This window comes from Luteimonas marina, from assembly GCF_007859325.1.
Lineage (GTDB): Bacteria > Pseudomonadota > Gammaproteobacteria > Xanthomonadales > Xanthomonadaceae > Luteimonas > Luteimonas marina.
In genome coordinates, this window is record NZ_VOHK01000003.1 from 327,539 (window position 1) to 344,576 (window position 17,038).

The following is a 17,038-nucleotide window of genomic DNA, read 5'->3' on the forward strand; positions in this document are numbered from 1 at the left end:
ACCGCAGGGAGAAATCTGCTGTCCGGCGCAGGTCAAGCAGATTTCTCCCTGCGGTCGAGATGACAGGTTTTTCCCTCCCGGAACGAGGGGGAGGTTGCGTCCATGGAGGATGACGACGGCATGGGCCGCGATGGCCCCGGTGGAGGTCCGCCGCGCGCCTGGGAAGTCGCGCAGCGGCTCGGCCTGCGCGCGGCCAACGACGAGCCGCCGGTGGACGACGGCCGGCCCGCCTACGCCGAACTCCACTGCCTGTCCGACTTCTCGTTCCTGCGCGGCGCGGCGAGCGCGACGGATCTCTTCGACCGCGCCAGGCAGTGCGGCTACGAAGCACTGGCGATCACCGACGAATGTTCGCTGGCGGGCATCGTGCGCGCGCTCGAGGCCGCGGAGGCTACCGGCGTGCGGCTGGTGGTGGGCAGCGAGTTCACGCTCGCCTGCGGCACGAAGCTCGTGCTGCTGGTGGAGAAACAGTCGGGCTACACGCGGCTGTGCGAGCTGATCACCCGCGGCCGACGCGGCGACGCGAAGAAGGGCGCGTACCGGCTGTCGCGCGCGGATGTCGCCGGCATGCTGGCAGGCATCGACCCCGAGGTGTCCGGCCTGTTCGCGCTGTGGATCCCCGGCCGCGAGCCGGATACGGCGCAGGCGCGATGGCTGCACGGCCTGTTCGGCGCGCGTGCCCACGTCGCCGTCGAACTGCACCGCGAGCAGGACGATGCCGCGCGCCTGCGGCAACTGCTCGCGCTGGCGGCACAGCTGGAGATGACGCCGGTCGCCGCGGGCGACGTGCACATGGACCTGCGCCGCCGACGCATGCTGCAGGACACGATGACCGCGATCCGCCACGGCCTGCCACTGGCGGACTGCGGCGCGCACCTGTTCCGCAACGGCGAGCGCCACCTGCGTACGCGGCAGGCATTGGGCAACATCTACGGCGCGGTGGAGGGCGGGCATGCGCTGCTGGGCAATGCCGTCCAGTTGGCGCGGCGCTGCACGTTCGATCTCAGGCGGGACCTGAAGTACGGCTATCCGGTGGAACTCGTTCCCGAGGGACAGACGCCGACCAGCTGGCTGAGGGCCCTGACCGAAAAGGGGATACTCAAGCGCTGGCAGGGCCGGGAGTTTCCGGAAAAGGTCCGACGCGACATCGACGAGGAACTGGCGCTCATCGAGGAGCTGAAGTACGAGGCGTTCTTCCTGACGGTCGAGGACATCGTCGCTTTCGCGAGATCGAAAGGCATCCTTTGCCAGGGGCGCGGATCCTCCGCCAACTCGGCGGTGTGCTATGCGCTGGGCATCACCGCGGTGGATCCTTCCGAGACGCGGCTGCTGATTTCCCGCTTCCTGTCGCGCGCGCGCAACGAGCCGCCGGACATCGACGTGGATTTCGAGCACGAACGTCGCGAGGAAGTGCTCCAGTACGTCTATGCCAGGTACGGCCGGCACCGCGCGGCACTGGCGGCTACGGTGATCAGCTACCGCGGCAAGAGCGCGGTGCGCGACGTCGCCAGGGCCTTCGGCCTGCCGCCGGACCAGATCACCCTGCTGGCCGAATGCTACGGCTGGGGCAACGGCGAGGCGCCCATGGCGCAGCGCCTGCGCGAAGCCGGGTTCGATCCCGGAAATCCGCTGGTCCGGCGCGTGCTCGCGCTGACGAAACAGCTGCGCGACCACCCGCGGCACCTGTCGCAGCACGTCGGGGGGTTCGTCATCAGCGACGCGCCGCTTTCGACCGTGGTGCCCGTGGAGAACGCGGCGATGCCGGACCGCACGATCATCCAGTGGGACAAGGACGATCTTGAAACGATGGGTCTGCTCAAGGTCGACTGCCTCGCCCTCGGCATGCTGACCTGCATCCGCAAGGCGGTGGACCTGTTGACGCGGCACCGCGGCTACACGCTGGATCTTGCGCGATTGCCGGCGGGCGACGAGCCCACCTACGCGATGATCCAGGCGGCGGACACCATCGGTGTGTTCCAGATCGAATCGCGTGCGCAGATGAGCATGCTGCCGCGACTGAAGCCGGAGAACTTCTACGACCTCGTCGTGGAAGTGGCGATCGTGCGACCCGGCCCGATCCAGGGCGGCATGGTGCATCCCTACCTGCGGCGGCGCCAGGGCAAGGATCCGGTGACCTATCCCTCGCCAGGCATCGAGGAGATCCTCGGCAAGACCCTCGGCATCCCGCTGTTCCAGGAACAGGTGATGGAGCTGGTGATCCATGCCGGCTACACGCCGGAACAGGCCGATGGGTTGCGCCGCTCGATGGCCGCGTGGAAGCGCGGCGGCGACATGGAGCCGCACCGCGTCCGCATTCGCGAGCTGATGGAAGGCAAGGGCTATTCGTCGGAGTTCATCGACCAGATCTTCGAGCAGATCAAGGGCTTCGGCTCCTACGGCTTCCCGCAGAGCCACGCGGCCTCGTTCGCCAAGCTGGTCTACATCAGCTGCTGGCTGAAGCGGCACGAGCCGGCGGCGTTCGCCTGCGCGCTGCTCAATGCGCAGCCGATGGGGTTCTATTCGCCCAGCGAGATCGTGCAGGACGCGCGGCGTGGCAGGGGCGAGCGCGTCGGGGTGGAGATTCGTCCGGTCGACGTGACCTGCAGCGACTGGGACAACACGCTGGAAGGCGGTTACCCGCGGACCAGCACCGACGACGGCGGCCAGGCGGCGATCCGGCTCGGCTTTCGCCAGGTCAAGGGGATCGCGGCGTCGACGGCAGATGCCATCGTCGCCGCCCGCGCGCAGCGCCCGTTCGCCAACGTGCGCGACCTGTGCCTGCGCGCGCGGCTCGACGAGAAAGCGCGCAGCGCACTGGCCGAAGCCGGCGCGCTGGCTTCGCTCGCCGGCCATCGCCACGCCGCGCGCTGGGCGGTGGCCGGCATCGAGCGCCAGCGACCGCTGCTGCCGGGCAGCCCCGACGAGGACGAGGTCGTGCTGCCAGCCCCGACGACCGGCGAGGACGTGCTGTCCGAGTACCGTGCGGTCGGCCTGACCCTCGGCGCGCATCCGCTGTCGCTGCTGCGCGAGCGCCTGCGCAGGCAGCGCGTGCTCGATTCGCGCCAGCTGCGCGAACTGCCGCACGGCCGCGGTGCGTACGCGGCCGGCATCGTCACCCAGCGCCAGCGTCCGGGAACGGCAAAGGGCACGATCTTCGTCACCCTCGAAGACGAGCACGGCATGGTCAACGTGGTGGTGTGGTCGCACGTCGCGCTGCGCCGGCGCAAGGCGTTGCTCGGCGCGCGGCTGCTGGCCGTGCGCGGGCGCTGGGAGCACGTCGACGGCGTGCAGCACCTGATCGCCAGCGACCTGCAGGATTTCAGCCACCTGCTCGGCGAACTGCGCACCCGCTCGCGCGATTTCCACTGAGCCCGGGCATGCGCACCGCATCGATCGCCCGCGACGACCTGTTCGCCCCCGCGATGCTGCCGCTGGTGGAGGACGCGCAGGGCGGCGCGCGCTACTGGCCGGGGTTCGTGGATCCTGCGACCGCGCGGCGCTGGTTCGAAGCCCTCGCCTCCGGGGCGGACTGGCGACAGGCCCGCCGCCCGATGTACGACCGCATCGTCGACGTGCCGCGCCTGCTGGCGGGATACTCGGTCGTCGCGCTGCCCGACGCCCTGCCGCTGGCGGAGATGCTGGCGCGCGTGCGCGCACGGGTACCGGCGCCGTTCAACGCGATCGGCCTGAACTTCTACCGCGATGGCCGCGACAGCGTGGCCATGCACGGCGACAAGCTGCACGCGCTGCGGGAGGGGCATCCGATCGCGCTGGTGTCGCTCGGCGCGCCGCGGCGCATGCTGATCCGCTCGACGGCAGACCATGCCGATCGCATCGCCGTCGACCTGGCGCCGGGCAGCCTGCTCTGCATGAGCCACGCGATGCAGACCAGCCACGAACACGGGATCCCGAAGACGCGCCATGCCGCGCCGCGCATCAGCGTGGTGTTCCGCGTCCATCCGGGAGAACCATCTCCAGCCTAGGGGCGCCTTCAGGGGGCAAGGGGCTGCAGCGCCTCAGGCCACCGCGGATTCCCCCATCCACGTCCTGCGGTAGGCCGGCCGCGACTGGAAGGCCTGCAGCCAGCGCTGCACGTGGGCATGCCCGTCGACGGACACGCCGCAATAGGTGCTGTAGGTGACGACGCCGGCGACGATCAGGTCGGCGAGCGAGAACGCGTCGCCGAGCAGGAACGGCGCCTTCGCCAACTGCGCGTCGAGCCGGCCGAGCGCGGCATCGAGCTGTTTCAGCGCTTCCGCCGCGAGCGGCGGATGGTGCAGGCGGGCGTCGGCGCGCGGGCTTTGCGAGAAATTCAGTACGTTGAGCAGTGCGCCGTAGCTGACGTAGGCCCAGCTCGTCCACGACAGCGCGACCAGCCGCGCCGGCGTGTCGGCCGCCGGCCACAGTCCGCGCTCCACGCCATGGCGGTCGCCCAGCCACTGCATGATCTCGACCGCCTCGAACAGCGGCGTGCCGTCGACGACCAGCGTCGGCACCACCCCGTGCGGATTGATCGCGAGATAGGCGGGCTGCTTCTGCTCGCGGGAGGAGAGATCGAACATGACGATCTCGCAGTCGATCCCGAGTTCGGCGATGGCGTTGACCACCGGCGTGGCGCTGGACATCGGCGCGGCGAAGAGTTTCAGGGACATGGCGGGCTCCTTGCAGGGCATGCGGAAAGAAGGGGAACGGCCGGTGCTTCGACGAAGGCGATCCGCATCCGGCACGGGAACAGGCTAGGGACAATTGCGGACAGATTCTGTCCTCGACTCGTGGCATCCTGCGCCACATGCTCGACACCTCTTCCCGCCTGCTGCGCCTGCTGGCCCTGCTGCAGTCCCGGCGCTTCTGGCCGGGAGGCGAACTGGCCGCGCGGCTGGAGGTCACCGGCCGCACCGTGCGGCGCGATGTCGACCGCCTGCGCAGCCTCGGCTATCCGGTGGAATCGAGTTCCGGACTGGCGGGCGGCTACCAGCTCGCGGCGGGCAGCAACCTGCCGCCGCTGCTGCTCGACGACGACGAGGCGCTGGCGGTCTCGCTGGGATTGCGGCTGGCCACCGCGGGCACGGTGGCCGGCATGGAGGATTCGGCGCTGCGCGCGCTGGCCAAGCTGAAGCAGGTGATGCCGGCGCGGCTGCGCACGCGCGTGCGCAACCTGCACGCCGCCGTGCAGCCGCTCGGCGCCGCGGGGCCGAGCGTGCCGCACGAGCGCCTGGTGGCGCTGGCGGGCGCGTGCCGCGGGCTGCAGCGCCTGCGCTTCGGCTACGCGGACCAGCAGGGACGCGCCAGCGAACGCGACGTCGAGCCGCACGCGCTGGTCGCCACCGGTGCGCGCTGGTACCTGCTGGCCTGGGACGCCGTGCGCGCGGACTGGCGCACGTTCCGCATCGACCGCATCGTCGGCACGCCCCGCGTCGGCGAGCGCTTCCTGCCGCGCAAGGTGCCGGGCGGGGATGCGGCGGCCTTCGTCTCGCGCGCGATCTCGGTGCAGCCGTATGCGGTGAAAGCGCGGATCCTGCTGCGCGCGCCGCTGGCGCGGATGCGCGAACGGATCCCGCCCTCGGTCGGACGCCTGAAGCGGATCGATGCGCAAACCTGCGAACTGGAGGTCGGTGCGCAGCGGCACGAGGCGATGGCCTACCACCTCGCCATGCTGGGCGTGGATTTCAGCGTGCTGGAGCCCAAGGAACTGGTGCAGCACGTGCGCGGGCTTGCGCTGCGCCTGTCGGCGGCGGCGGACCTGCCGCCGCCGGCGACGGCAGGGCGAGGTTCCCGGGGTCGTCGCGCCAGGGAATGAAGCCCGGCGCGACGTCAGACGTGCTTGCGCACCCAGTCGAGGTAGGCATCCATCCACGTCTGCAGGAATTCGCGGCTGCCTTCGGCGATGCGGTCTCCGTCGAGCACGTCGTCGGCCTTCAGATAGGCCTCCGGCTGCCCCAGCGTCGGCATGTCGAGGTAGGCGAGGACGGTGCGCAGGTGTTGCTGCGCGCAGGCGGTGCCGATCGCGCCGATCGACACGCCGATCACGCCGGCCGGCTTGCCCGCGAAAGCGCTGTCGCCGTAGGGACGCGAGGCGTGGTCGATGGCGTTCTTCAGCACGCCGGGCACGGAACGGTTGTATTCGGGGGTCACGAACAGCACGCCGTCGGCCTCGCGGATCGCCTGCTTCAGGCGCTTCGCGGCGGCCGGCGGGGCCTGGTCGTCGTCCTGGTTGTAGAGCGGCAGGTCGTCGATGCGCAGGCGCGGGAAAGCGACGTCGTCGGGCGCGAGCGCGGCGAGCGCGTCCGCGAGCTTCGCATTGAACGAATCCTTGCGCAGGCTGCCGACGAGTACGGCGATGGTGAGTTTCATGGGCGGATTCCCCGGGTGGCGGGCGTGGCGGAAAGAGGGGCTTGCGGGCGTGCTCAGTCCTCGAGCGACCTGCGCATGCGCGCATAGTCGCGACGGTACTGCTTCGCGAGCTGGTCCTTCTGCGCGGCGCCGAGCAGTTTTCCCGAGACCTGGAAGAACTTCGTCTCCTCCTCGTGCAGGTGGTGGTGCACCTTCTTCGACAGCTTGCGCGCCTTCGCCATCCAGCCGGCGCCGGCCTTGTCGACGGTCTGCATGTCCTCGACGATCTCGTCGAGTTCGTGATGCTCGTGCAGCGCGTGGCGCGAGGAATCGAGGCCGGCGTCGTGCATCAGGATCGGCGCGTAGAGGAAACGTTCCTCGGCGGCCGCGTGCGCGGCCAGTTCGATGCGCAGGTCGGTGAACAGCGCGATGCGGCGTTCGGTGTGCGGGGGCGAGCGCAGCAGCTTGCGGCACAGCGAGCGCTGGCGTTCGTGGCTCTCGCGCAGGGCATCGTAGATGTTGTCTGGCATGGTGTTGCACCGGCTCTGGACCCTGGCCACGATGCCGGTGGCAGCGTGAACGCGGCGTCGGCTGGCCGGTTGACGGCGCCTGGGCGGGGGTCGACGATGCGACTGCTGCCAAGGCATCGGGGAGACGGCATGGACCTGAAGAGCGGTTATCCCTGGTGGGCGGTCAAGAACGGCCTGATGCAGGCGTTCCCGCCGCTGGAGCGGGACCTGCGTTGCGACGTGCTGGTGGTCGGCGGCGGCATCACCGGCGCGCTCGCGGCCGACGAGCTGGCGCGGCACGGCCATGACGTCGCCGTGGTCGAGCAGCGCGACATCGCCTGGGGCAGCAGCGCGGCGAGCACGGGCCTGCTGCAGTACGAGATCGACACGCACATGGTCGAACTCGCGAAACAGTATGGCGAGGACGATGCGGTGCTCGCCTACCGCGCGTGCGCGGAGGCGATCCCGGCCCTGCGGGCGCTGGCCCGCGACCTGCGCGACGCCGGCTTCGGCGAGGCGCAGAGCCTGTACTTCGCCAGCCGGCGGCGCGATGCGCGCGACCTGCGCGAGGAGTACGCGCTGCGCGCGAAGCATGGATTCGACGTGGAGTGGCTGCCGCCGCAGGACCTCGAAGCGCGCTACGGCATCGAGGCGCCGGCCGCGATCCTCAGCCGGCTCGGCGCGCACCTGGATCCCTACCGCATGGCCTATCGCCTGCTCGGCAGGCTGCACCGCCGCGGGGCCGGCGTGTTCGACCGCACCAGGATCGAACACGTGCAGACCACGTCGCGCGGCATCGTCGCGACGACGGCGCAGGGCGCCGCCATCCGCGCCGGCCACGTCGTGTTCGCGGCCGGCTATGCGAACCAGCAATGGCTGAAGCAGGACGTCGCGCGCAACCGCAGCAGCTACGCGTTCATCACCGACCCCATCGACCCGGCGATGCTCGGTGAACTGGGCCGGACCATGGTCTGGGAATCGGCGCGGCCGTACCTGTACATGCGCCCCACCGGCGACCATCGCCTGCTGGTCGGTGGCGAGGACGATGCGGTCGACATCCCGGCCAGGCGCGACGCCCGTGTCGGGAAGAAGGCGCGCACCCTGCTCAAGCGCGTGTCAAAGATGTTCCCCCACCTGCCGCTGCAGCCCGCGTTCTCGTGGGCGGGCACGTTCGCCGAAACGAAGGACGGATTGCCGTTCTTCGGCGCGCATGCGCGGCACGGCCCGCGCGTGCTGTTCGCCATGGCCTACGGCGGCAATGGCATCACCTATTCGATGGTCGGCGCGGGGCTGCTGCGCGCGGCCGTCGAGCGCAAGCCGCATCCGCTGGCGAAGCTGTTCTCGTTCGAACGGGCGGCGCCTTGATCGGCATCGCCGGCCGTGCGTGTTCACGACCTGATTTGTCAAGCCCCGGCGCGTGCGGATGCGCCCGCGTACGACTTATCCACGATGCCTGTGGACAAGCTTGTGGAGGGACGATGGAACAATCGCCGCGGGGGCGCGTGGCGACTCGCTTCGTGACACTTTGGTGAAAAAAACACCCGCGCGTCGAGGTGACGAATCTTTGCCGTCATCCCGGCGAAAGCCGGGATCCATGTTGCCGTTGACTTTCCGTGGAAGTCGACTGCGAAGATCAAGATGGATCCCGGCTTTCGCCGGGATGACGATGAAGGTGTTGGCACGCCGGCGGCCTTGCGGGCCGGCCGGCGCAGGCCGGCGGTCAAGCCTCGACGGCCTCGTCCTTGTACGCATCCACCGGGATGCAGGCGCAGAACACGTTCTTGTCGCCGTGCACGTTGTCCACGCGCGCGACCGGCGGCCAGTATTTCTGCTGGCGCAGGGACGCCAGCGGGAACACGGCCAGTTCACGCGGATAGGCGTGGGTCCATTCGCTGGCGGCGACCGCGTTCGCGGTGTGCGGAGCGTGCCTGAGCGGGTTGTCGTCGCGGTCGAGCTTGCCTTCCTCGATCGCGCGGATCTCGTCGCGGATCTGGATCATCGCGTCGATGAAGCGGTCGAGCTCGTGCAGCGATTCGCTCTCGGTCGGTTCGACCATCAGCGTGCCCGCGACCGGGAAGCTCAGCGTCGGGGCGTGGAAGCCGAAGTCGATCAGGCGCTTGGCGACGTCCTCGGCGCTCACGCCCGTCGCCTTCTCCAGCGGGCGCAGGTCGAGGATGCACTCGTGCGCGACCAGGCCGTTGCGGCCGGTGTAGAGCGTGCGGTAGTGCGGCGCCAGCCGCTTCGAGATGTAGTTGGCGTTGAGCAGGGCGACCTGGGTGGCCTTGCGCAGGCCGGCCTTGCCCATCAGGGCGATGTACATCCAGCTGATCGGGAGGATCGAGGCGCTGCCGTGCGCGGCGGCCGAGACCTGTCCGACCGTGCCGTCGGCATCACGGTGGCCGTCAGGCAGGAAAGGCGCCAGGTGCGACTTCACCGCGCAGGGGCCGACGCCGGGGCCGCCGCCGCCGTGCGGGATGCAGAAGGTCTTGTGCAGGTTGAGGTGGGAGACGTCCGAGCCCCACTTGCCCGGCTTGGCCACGCCGACCAGCGCGTTCATGTTGGCGCCGTCGGTGTACACCTGGCCGCCGTGCGCATGCACGGTTTCGCAGATGGCGACGATGTCCTCCTCGAACACGCCGTGCGTGGACGGGTAGGTGATCATGAGCGCGGCGAGATTGGCCGAGTGCTTCTCCGCCTGCGTGCGCAGGTCGTCGAGGTCGACGTTGCCGTTGGCGTCGCACTTGGTCACCACGACCTTCATGCCGACCAGTTGCGCGCTGGCCGGGTTGGTGCCGTGCGCGGATTCGGGGATCAGGCAGATGTCGCGGTGGCCTTCGCCGCGCGAGGCGTGCCAGGCGCGGATCGCCAGCAGGCCGGCGTACTCGCCCTGCGCGCCGGAGTTGGGCTGGAAGCTGATCGCGTCGTAGCCGGTGATCTCGACCAGCATCGCCTCCAGCGAGTCGACCAGCTCCTGGTAGCCACGGGTCTGCGACGCCGGCGCCAGCGGATGGATGTTGGCAAATTCCGGCCAGGTGACCGGGATCATCTCGGCGGTGGCGTTGAGCTTCATCGTGCACGAGCCCAGCGGGATCATCGTGCGGTCCATCGCCAGGTCCTTGTCGGCCAGCGCGCGCAGGTAGCGCAGCAGTTCGTGCTCGCTGTGGTGGGTGTTGAACACCGGGTGGGTCAGGAATTCCGACGCGCGCAGCAGCGACGCGGGCAGGGCGTCGGCGGTGGCGTCGTCGAGCGCCTCGATCGCGCTGTCGGTCAGGTCGGCGCCGAAGATCTTCGCCAGCGCGGCGAGGTCGGCGCGGGTCGTGGTCTCGTCGAGGCTGATGCCGACGCTGGTGGCGTCGATCTTGCGCAGGTTGATGCGCTGGTGGCTGGCGTAGAGGTGGACCTGTTCGGCATCGACGCCGGTGACGTGCAGGGTGTCGAAGAACTGCTCGCCGACCGACACGCCGGCCTGTCGCAGCGCGGCGGCGAGGATCGCGGCCTGGCGGTGCGTGCGGCGGGCGATGCGGACCAGGCCCTCGGGGCCGTGGTAGACGGCGTACATCGCCGCCATCACCGCCAGCAGCACCTGCGCGGTGCAGATGTTGGAGGTCGCTTTCTCGCGGCGGATGTGCTGCTCGCGCGTCTGCAGGGTGAGGCGGTAGGCGGGCTTGCCTTCGGCGTCGATGGAGACGCCGATCAGGCGGCCGGGCATCGAGCGCTTGAACGCGTCGCGGCAGGCCATGAACGCCGCATGCGGGCCGCCGAAGCCGAAGGGCACGCCGAAGCGCTGCGAATTGCCGACGACGATGTCCGCGCCCCATTCGCCCGGCGCTTTGAGCAGGGTCAGCGCGAGCAGGTCGGTGGCGACCGCGACCAGCGCACCGCGCGCATGCACCGCGTCGGCGACGGCTGCGTGGTCGCCGATGCGGCCGTAGGTGTTCGGGTACTGCAGCAGCACGCCGAAGCTGTCGACGGTCGCGGCGTCGGCGGCCGGCCCGACCTGCAGGTCGATGCCGAGGCCGCCGGCGCGGGTGCGCACCACTTCCAGCGTCTGCGGGTGCACGTCGTCGGCGACGAAGAACAGGTTGGACTTCGACTTGGCCGAGCGTCTGGCCAGGGTCATCGCCTCGGCCGCGGCGGTGGCCTCGTCCAGCAGCGAGGCGTTGGCGATGTCCATGCCGGTCAGGTCGGCGCACATCTGCTGGAAGTTGATCAGCGCCTCCATGCGGCCCTGCGAGATCTCGGCCTGGTAGGGCGTGTAGGCCGTGTACCACGCCGGATTCTCGAGCACGTTGCGCAGGATGACGTTCGGCGTATGGGTGCCGTAGTAGCCCTGGCCGATGAAGCTGCGGAAGACGTCGTTCCTGGCGGCGATGGCGCGGATCTTCGCCAGCGCCTCGACTTCGGTCATGCCGCCGGGAAGGTCGAGTGCGCCGGTCGCCTTGATGCTGCCGGGCACGATGGCGTCGGTCATCGCGTCGAGCGAGTCGTGGCCGACTGCGCGCAGCATCTGTGCGATCTCGGCGTCGTTGGGGCCGATGTGGCGCTCGACGAAGGCGTCGTGGTGTTCGAGGTCGCGCAGGGAAGGCTTGGACATGGCGGAGGCACCGGAGAGGGAAGGGCACCGCGGGAGTCCTGCAGTCGTCATTCCGGCGAAAGCCGGAATCCATTTTGCTTTTGCCGTTGCTTGAAGGGCGAAAGTCAAAATGGATTCCGGCTTTCGCTGGAACGACGATGCAGGCGTTCCATGCGGATTTTGCCCCTCTGTCCTTTTGCCTGAGAGTTTGGAAGCGCGCCGACGAGGATCGCGCGCTTCGTGCCCCTTCGGCGCCGGTTCCGGCAAAGCCGGTCGGTCTCTCCAGAGTGTTTGCCGCGTCCGGTGGTATCGGGCCTGAGCGATTACGGGCGTTTGCGCCTTCGGCAGCGTCGCGCATCCTCGCGGATGCGGCCGCTTCTCCCACCGGGTTGCGGGCGGATTATATCGCGTGCGGGCGCGGCGGCAGGGCAGCGTCCCGCCCGCGGCCGGTGTCCGCGATAATGGCCAACCTGAACGAGCTTGCGGGGCGAGGACACCATTGAACCAGCAGGACATCAACCCGGCGGCCCCGGCCCCGGCGGAAGCGATGCCGGATGCCGGCGGGGACCGCTCCGTGGTCAGCCGGGTGTGGGACGTGTTCCGCCGTGAGCCGATGCTGCTGGTCACCAGCAGCTACGTGTTCGTGTCGGTGATCGGCCTGTGGGACAGCTACTGGTTCTACCGGCGCTTCGACGTGCAGATCCTGGAATACCTGCAGAGCAGCGATTATTTCGTCGCCGGCCTGCGCCGGCCCGCCTACCTCATCCTGCTGGCCTGGACCCTGCTGACCTCGGTCCTGGCGCTGTGGCCGGAACGCTGGCGCAGGCGCCATCCCGGGGCGACCGCGCGCCTGGACGGGCGCTGGTGGTTCCGCGCGCTGATCCCCCGGCGCGGGGACTGGTGGGCCTACTTCGGCCTGCACCCGGAAACGATGGCGACGCTGGCGGCGGTGGTGATGATGGCGCTGGTGCTGTTCACGCACAGCGGCACACGCGCCGACCGGATCCGTGAGGGCGGAGGGCAGGCGGTATCGGTCAGCGTCATCGATGCGCGCGGCGAACTGGCCGGCGACTGGCGCGTGCTGGGCACCAGCAGCGCCTTCGTGTTCCTGTGGGACGTGGCGGCGCAGCGCGCCGAACTGGTGCCGACCGACGCCCTGGCCGGCATCCGTCCGCGGCCGGCCCCGCCCGCGGACGGCGACGCGGGCGCCGCCGCGGCGGGCGGGAACGGCGTGGAATGACCGCGTCCGCGCCCAACCTGCGCCGACTGGCACTGCTGCTGGCCGGCCTGGCGATGTTCGGGCCGTTCTCGATCGACACCATCTTCCCGGCGTTCCCGGTGATGGGCGCCGACCTCGGCGCCGACAAGCTGGCGATGCAGCAGACGATCAGCGTGTACCTGATCGCCTACGCGGTGATGAGCCTGGTGCACGGGCCGCTGTCGGACATCGTCGGGCGCAAGCGCGTGATCCTCGCGGGGCTGGTGGTGTTCACGCTGGCCTCGGTCGGCTGTGCGCTGGCCACGGACCTCGTCACCCTGCTCGCGTTCCGCGCGCTGCAGGGTCTGTCGGCGGGCGTCGGCCTGATCGTCGGGCGCGCGGTGATCCGCGACGTGCTGCACGGCGACGACGCGCAGCGCCTGATGAGCCAGGTGTCGATGATCTTCGGCGCCGCGCCGGCGATCGCGCCCGTGATCGGCGGCTGGCTGCTCGGCTGGGGGCGCTGGCCGCTGATCTTCTGGTTCCTGGTCGGCTTCTCGGTGCTGTTGCTGCTGGCGACCTGGCGCTGGCTACCGGAGACGCTGCCGCGCGAATCGCGCCTGCCGCCGGCGCCGAAGAAACTGCTGCGCGACTATGCGTACATCGCGCTCAATCCGCGCTTCCAGCGGCTCGCCGCCGCGGGCGCGTTCAATTTCGCCGCGCTGTTCCTGTACATCGCCTCCGCGCCGGCGTTCGTGCTGGACCTGCTGAAGCTGGACGAGCGCCAGTTCGGCTGGTTCTTCATCCCGATGATCAGCGGGATGATGCTCGGCGCATTCGTGTCGGGCCGGGCCGCGGGGCGGATCAGCGGCAAGCGGCTGGTGAACATCGGCTTCGCCTGCAGCGGCGTGGCGGTGCTGGCGAACATCGCCTACGGCGCGCTCGTCGACCAGCCGACCGTGCCGTGGGCAGTGCTGCCGATGACGCTCAACGCCTTCGGCATCGCGCTGGTGTTCCCGATCATCACGCTCGCGATCCTCGACATGTACCCGCGCCAGCGCGGCTCGGCCTCGTCGCTGCAGGCGTTCACCGGGCTGGTGCTCAACGCGGTCGTCGCCGGCGTGCTGTCACCGCTGGCCAGCCACGATCCGATGCACCTCGCGCTGCTGGCGGCCGCCTTCGTGCTGACGGGCTGGGTGTTCTGGCGCTGGGAGACCCGGCGCGGGCGGACGCCGCCGGACTGTCCGCAGACGCCCGCGGAGCTGGAGCCTACGGGGCAGATGTAGCCGGACGGATGCCGTCGGCGTTTGCAGCATCCAGGGCGTTTCCATGTCGAACGCCGACATGATCGTCATTCCCGCTTTCGCAGGAATGACGGAAAATGTAGATATCCGAGTCGAGAATGCGCTAGCGCTCGTCCGATTCCGGGTCGCGTGGGTGCAGGCGCAGCAGCGGCGCGAGCATCGGGGTCGGCGCTTTCCTTGCCGCTGCGGGCGGCGCCGGTTGAGGGAGCCGGACGGTTGCGGGGCCCGGCGTCGGTACGCCAGCCGCCGCACCCGGCGCCAGCGGCTGCGAGCCGTTGCGCCGCCGCGGCGCCGCGACGTGGGTCTTGCCGAGTTCGCCGACGAAGGTCAGGCCCAGCTTCGCGAAATTGACGCTGACCGCAGCGCGATCGCCCATGTGGGCCAGTGTGTCGGTGGTGGTGTGCAGGCGGGTGAAGAAGGTCGGCTCGGCCATCATCGCCGCCGGATAACCGGCGGCCGTCCACGAGGCGTGGTCGGAGCAGGCGTAGCCGCAGGTGTCGGTGCCGCGGCTCAGGCCCAGCGGTGCGAGGTAGGTGTCGAACAGGCGGGTGACGAAGTCCTGCAGCGTCGGGTTGGAGTTGTCGGTCATCAGCCGCATCGCGTACTGGCTGCCCGCGCCGTAGTTGGTCATGTCCAGCTGCAGCACGCCGACGACGTCGAGGTTGCGGCTGCGGAACGACTGCGCGATCGCGTTCGAGCCGCGCAGGCCCACTTCCTCGGCCGCATAGCCCATGAACTTGACCGTGCGCTTCGGCCGCCAGCCGTCGGCGAGCGCGATGCGGATGATCTCGGTGATGGTGGCGATGCCGGAGGCGTCGTCGTCGGCGCCCGGCGCGTTCATCGCGTTGCCGCTGCCGCTGCTGGAGATCGAATCGAGGTGTCCGCCGACGACCACGATCTCGTCGGGCCACTCGCTGCCCTGCACGGTCAGGATCACCGAGGGCTGTCCGCCGCAGTTGCCGCAGGCGGTGAACAGCTCCGCGGTCACGTCGCTGCGGCCGTTGGCCAGCGCCAGCCAGGTGTCGCGGATCCACAGCGCGGCGCTGGTGCCGTGCGTGCTGGCGTAGTAGCGGTTGGGCCAGGCCGTGGACAAATGCTCGATGGTGCCGAGGATGTTGCCCTCGCGCACCTGCGGCAGCCACGGCGCGACCGTGGCCGCGTTGTCGATACCGTAGTCAGCCGCCGCCTTCGCCTGCAGGGCTTGCCGCGAACGATCGTTGCGCAGGAAGGCCTCGGCCTCGGCGCGCGTGGCGAACGCGAAGTAGCCGCCGCAGTGTTGCTCGCGCTCGTGGATGCCGTGGCTGATCTCAGGCAGTTGCCAGGCGCGCGCTTCGGCGACCACCAGGTCGTTGCCGAGGCGGTCGCGGTGGCTGGACGCCTTGCGGGCCTGGCTGTCGATCCCGCCTTCGTACAGGGTGCGCGAGGTGACGAGGTAGACCTTCGCGAACGGATCCTCGCGCAGGGCGGCGACCCGCGGCTGGTACGGCAGCGCCTGTCCGCCTGCCGTCGCGTGACACAGGCAGGCCGCGGACAGCAGGAGCGCCAGGGGAATCTGCAGCGATCGGGCCACGATGTCTTCCCTGCGGTACGCCGGTCGGGGCGCGGGCGCCCGGCCGGCCTTCGAGGCGGGCCGCCGCGCCGTTGCGGCCGGCGCGGCGGTGGATCAGGGTGTCGCCAGCGGGTGCGAGCCGTTGCGGCGTCGCGGCTCCGAGAACACCGGCGCCAGGTACTGCCGGAAGTTCGGGAAATCGACGTCGAAGCGCGAGTACCAGTCGATGTTGTCCGTGTTCGACAGCGAGCCGCTGTTCGAACAGGTGGCGTTTCCGCCATACAGCCCGCCGCGCAGGTAGTAGCCGGATGCGTCCACGGTGAACAGCCCCGAGCCGCTGCTGCCGCCTTCGGTGGTGCCCTCCAGCCAGCCGGCCGCGTGGTTGACGTCGTCGCTGCGAGCCGGAAGGTGCTGGCCGAACGATACCTTCTTCACGTCGCCGGCGGGGTGGTGGATCGCGGTGACCGCCGTCGACGAGGGCAGCGCGCCCGCGTCCCAGCCGGCGAAATAGACGCCGGCCGGCGCGCTGTCGCGCAGGCGCAGCAGGGCGCCGTCGGTGTCCTCGTTCGAGTAGAGGTAGTCGGCGCCGCCGCTGAGCAGCACGTAGTTGCCGACTATGCCGGAACTGCAGGCGGTGGCGTCGTACTTCCAGTAGGTGTTCAGCGTTGATGCGATGACCTGCGAGGGAATGCAGTGGTTCGCGGTGTGGAACCAGGGGACCTGGCTGCTGTTGTCGGTGTCGTTGAGCAGGGTGCCGGTGCACAGGTAGGTGCCGCCCTCCTTGACGAAGGTCATCCGCGCCACTGCGGTGCCGGCGTTGGCGAACGACGGTCCCAGCGTGCCGACGCGGCAGGCCACGTCGATGTTGCAGCTTCCGGATTCGCCGATCTTCTCGAGGATCTTGAAGTCCTCGAGGGCGTTGGTCATCAGGTGGCTCAGGCGCGGGGCCTGGAGGGTGACGCCGGCGGGCGATGCGCCCGGCGGCAGCCAGAGCTCCATGGACTGCTTCTCGCCGTCGGTGCCGGGCGTCCAGAACAATCCGTCGGCGTCGACGAGCGTGCGCAGCTGGGCGCCGCGCAGGGTGGCGACCACGGCGTCCGGGCGCAGCGAGCCGCCGAAACGCAACTCGGCGGCCGCAGGCAGGCCTTCGATCCGCAGCCCCGCGCGGATGCCGTAGGCCAGCGGCGAGACGAACTCGAGGCGGGCGAGGTGGCTGCCGTCGGCCTGCGCGATCCAGTGCAGCGCGGGCACGGCGCCGCCGGGGCCTTCCGTCGCCGCGTCGCGGACGATGCCGATCTGCAGCGGCTTGCCGATGCGGGCTTCGTTGTCCTGCTGCAGCTTGAGGATCCGCCGCGCCGACATCTCGCCGTAGCGCATCCGCGCGATCACGGCGGCGGGAACGTCGCCGCCGCGCCAGGTTTCGGCAGATTTCATCGCCGGCGAGCGGCTCGGTTCGCCGGCCACGCGTGGTGCCTGCGCGGCGGCGGTGGCCGTGCCTGCCAGCAGGCAGCACGCGAGCATGGTCGTGCGAACGATCGGCATCCCTATCCTCCCTGTCCAGTCCTGTACATCATG

12 protein-coding genes and 1 riboswitch are annotated in these 17,038 nt (G+C 70.0%); of the genes, 6 read left to right on the plus strand and 6 right to left on the minus strand.

Going from position 1 to position 17,038, the window contains the following annotated elements:
- Window positions 1–102 precede the first annotated feature (102 nt).
- Together FQY83_RS08170 and FQY83_RS08175 are read left to right on the plus strand one after the other, a co-directional pair.
- On the plus strand, window positions 103–3,369 hold the full coding sequence (locus tag FQY83_RS08170) for an error-prone DNA polymerase (protein ID WP_146386933.1): 3,267 nt from the start codon (window positions 103–105) through the stop codon (window positions 3,367–3,369).
- An 8-nt stretch (window positions 3,370–3,377) separates the two neighbouring features.
- Window positions 3,378–3,983 carry an alpha-ketoglutarate-dependent dioxygenase AlkB family protein gene (locus FQY83_RS08175; protein WP_146386935.1) on the plus strand — a complete coding sequence of 202 codons (606 nt, stop codon included), beginning with the start codon at window positions 3,378–3,380 and terminating at the stop codon, window positions 3,981–3,983.
- Window positions 3,984–4,016: 33 nt separating this feature from the next.
- Here the strand turns inward: FQY83_RS08175 and FQY83_RS08180 are convergent, their stop codons facing one another.
- The gene (locus tag FQY83_RS08180) at window positions 4,017–4,652 is read right to left on the minus strand and encodes a glutathione S-transferase family protein (RefSeq protein ID WP_146386937.1); all 636 of its coding nucleotides are present in this window, start codon (window positions 4,650–4,652) and stop codon (window positions 4,017–4,019) included.
- 137 nt (window positions 4,653–4,789) lie between these two features.
- On the opposite strand from FQY83_RS08180, the gene FQY83_RS08185 reads away from it, so the two are divergent.
- Complete coding sequence (locus tag FQY83_RS08185; RefSeq protein ID WP_146386939.1) at window positions 4,790–5,797, plus strand: helix-turn-helix transcriptional regulator; 1,008 nt, start codon at window positions 4,790–4,792, stop codon at window positions 5,795–5,797.
- 14 nt (window positions 5,798–5,811) lie between these two features.
- On the opposite strand, the gene FQY83_RS08190 is transcribed toward FQY83_RS08185, so the two are convergent.
- Complete coding sequence (locus tag FQY83_RS08190) at window positions 5,812–6,351, minus strand: NADPH-dependent FMN reductase (RefSeq protein WP_146386941.1); 540 nt, start codon at window positions 6,349–6,351, stop codon at window positions 5,812–5,814.
- Between the two features lie 53 nt (window positions 6,352–6,404).
- Entirely contained in the window at window positions 6,405–6,860 is a 456-nt protein-coding gene (locus tag FQY83_RS08195) for a hemerythrin domain-containing protein (RefSeq protein ID WP_146386943.1), read from the minus strand.
- A 129-nt stretch (window positions 6,861–6,989) separates the two neighbouring features.
- Here FQY83_RS08195 and FQY83_RS08200 point away from each other — a divergent pair, with 129 nt between their 5' ends.
- The gene (locus tag FQY83_RS08200; protein WP_146386945.1) at window positions 6,990–8,204 is read left to right on the plus strand and encodes an NAD(P)/FAD-dependent oxidoreductase; all 1,215 of its coding nucleotides are present in this window, start codon (window positions 6,990–6,992) and stop codon (window positions 8,202–8,204) included.
- A gap of 355 nt (window positions 8,205–8,559) precedes the next feature.
- On the opposite strand, the gene gcvP is transcribed toward FQY83_RS08200, so the two are convergent.
- Window positions 8,560–11,433, minus strand: coding sequence for an aminomethyl-transferring glycine dehydrogenase (gene gcvP, locus FQY83_RS08205; RefSeq protein WP_146386947.1), 2,874 nt, complete (start codon window positions 11,431–11,433; stop codon window positions 8,560–8,562).
- A gap of 157 nt (window positions 11,434–11,590) precedes the next feature.
- A riboswitch (glycine riboswitch) is annotated at window positions 11,591–11,708 on the minus strand.
- A 203-nt stretch (window positions 11,709–11,911) separates the two neighbouring features.
- Here gcvP and FQY83_RS08210 point away from each other — a divergent pair.
- Window positions 11,912–12,652, plus strand: a complete 741-nt coding sequence (locus tag FQY83_RS08210; protein WP_146386949.1) for a hypothetical protein — start codon at window positions 11,912–11,914, stop codon at window positions 12,650–12,652.
- On the plus strand, window positions 12,649–13,896 hold the full coding sequence (locus tag FQY83_RS08215; protein WP_146386951.1) for a multidrug effflux MFS transporter: 1,248 nt from the start codon (window positions 12,649–12,651) through the stop codon (window positions 13,894–13,896). The genes FQY83_RS08210 and FQY83_RS08215 overlap by 4 nt, the downstream gene beginning before the upstream one ends.
- A 121-nt stretch (window positions 13,897–14,017) precedes the next feature.
- Here FQY83_RS08215 and FQY83_RS08220 read toward each other — a convergent pair whose 3' ends face one another.
- The gene (locus tag FQY83_RS08220) at window positions 14,018–15,484 is read right to left on the minus strand and encodes a M20/M25/M40 family metallo-hydrolase (RefSeq protein ID WP_158636460.1); all 1,467 of its coding nucleotides are present in this window, start codon (window positions 15,482–15,484) and stop codon (window positions 14,018–14,020) included.
- Window positions 15,485–15,577: 93 nt separating this feature from the next.
- Window positions 15,578–17,005, minus strand: coding sequence for a trypsin-like serine peptidase (locus tag FQY83_RS08225; protein ID WP_146386956.1), 1,428 nt, complete (start codon window positions 17,003–17,005; stop codon window positions 15,578–15,580).
- Window positions 17,006–17,038: the final 33 nt, after the last annotated feature.

What these genes read in the sequence shown, in the direction of transcription:
- FQY83_RS08190 (WP_146386941.1), bottom strand. Translation starts at nt 6,351, where the DNA reads ATGAAACTCACCATCGCCGTACTCGTCGGCAGCCTGCGCAAGGATTCG.
- FQY83_RS08215 (WP_146386951.1), top strand. Translation starts at nt 12,649, where the DNA reads ATGACCGCGTCCGCGCCCAACCTGCGCCGACTGGCACTGCTGCTGGCC.
- FQY83_RS08175 (WP_146386935.1), top strand. Translation starts at nt 3,378, where the DNA reads ATGCGCACCGCATCGATCGCCCGCGACGACCTGTTCGCCCCCGCGATG.
- gcvP (WP_146386947.1), bottom strand. Translation starts at nt 11,433, where the DNA reads ATGTCCAAGCCTTCCCTGCGCGACCTCGAACACCACGACGCCTTCGTC.
- FQY83_RS08180 (WP_146386937.1), bottom strand. Translation starts at nt 4,652, where the DNA reads ATGTCCCTGAAACTCTTCGCCGCGCCGATGTCCAGCGCCACGCCGGTG.
- FQY83_RS08170 (WP_146386933.1), top strand. Translation starts at nt 103, where the DNA reads ATGGAGGATGACGACGGCATGGGCCGCGATGGCCCCGGTGGAGGTCCG.
- FQY83_RS08185 (WP_146386939.1), top strand. Translation starts at nt 4,790, where the DNA reads ATGCTCGACACCTCTTCCCGCCTGCTGCGCCTGCTGGCCCTGCTGCAG.
- FQY83_RS08200 (WP_146386945.1), top strand. Translation starts at nt 6,990, where the DNA reads ATGGACCTGAAGAGCGGTTATCCCTGGTGGGCGGTCAAGAACGGCCTG.
- FQY83_RS08225 (WP_146386956.1), bottom strand. Translation starts at nt 17,005, where the DNA reads ATGCCGATCGTTCGCACGACCATGCTCGCGTGCTGCCTGCTGGCAGGC.
- FQY83_RS08195 (WP_146386943.1), bottom strand. Translation starts at nt 6,860, where the DNA reads ATGCCAGACAACATCTACGATGCCCTGCGCGAGAGCCACGAACGCCAG.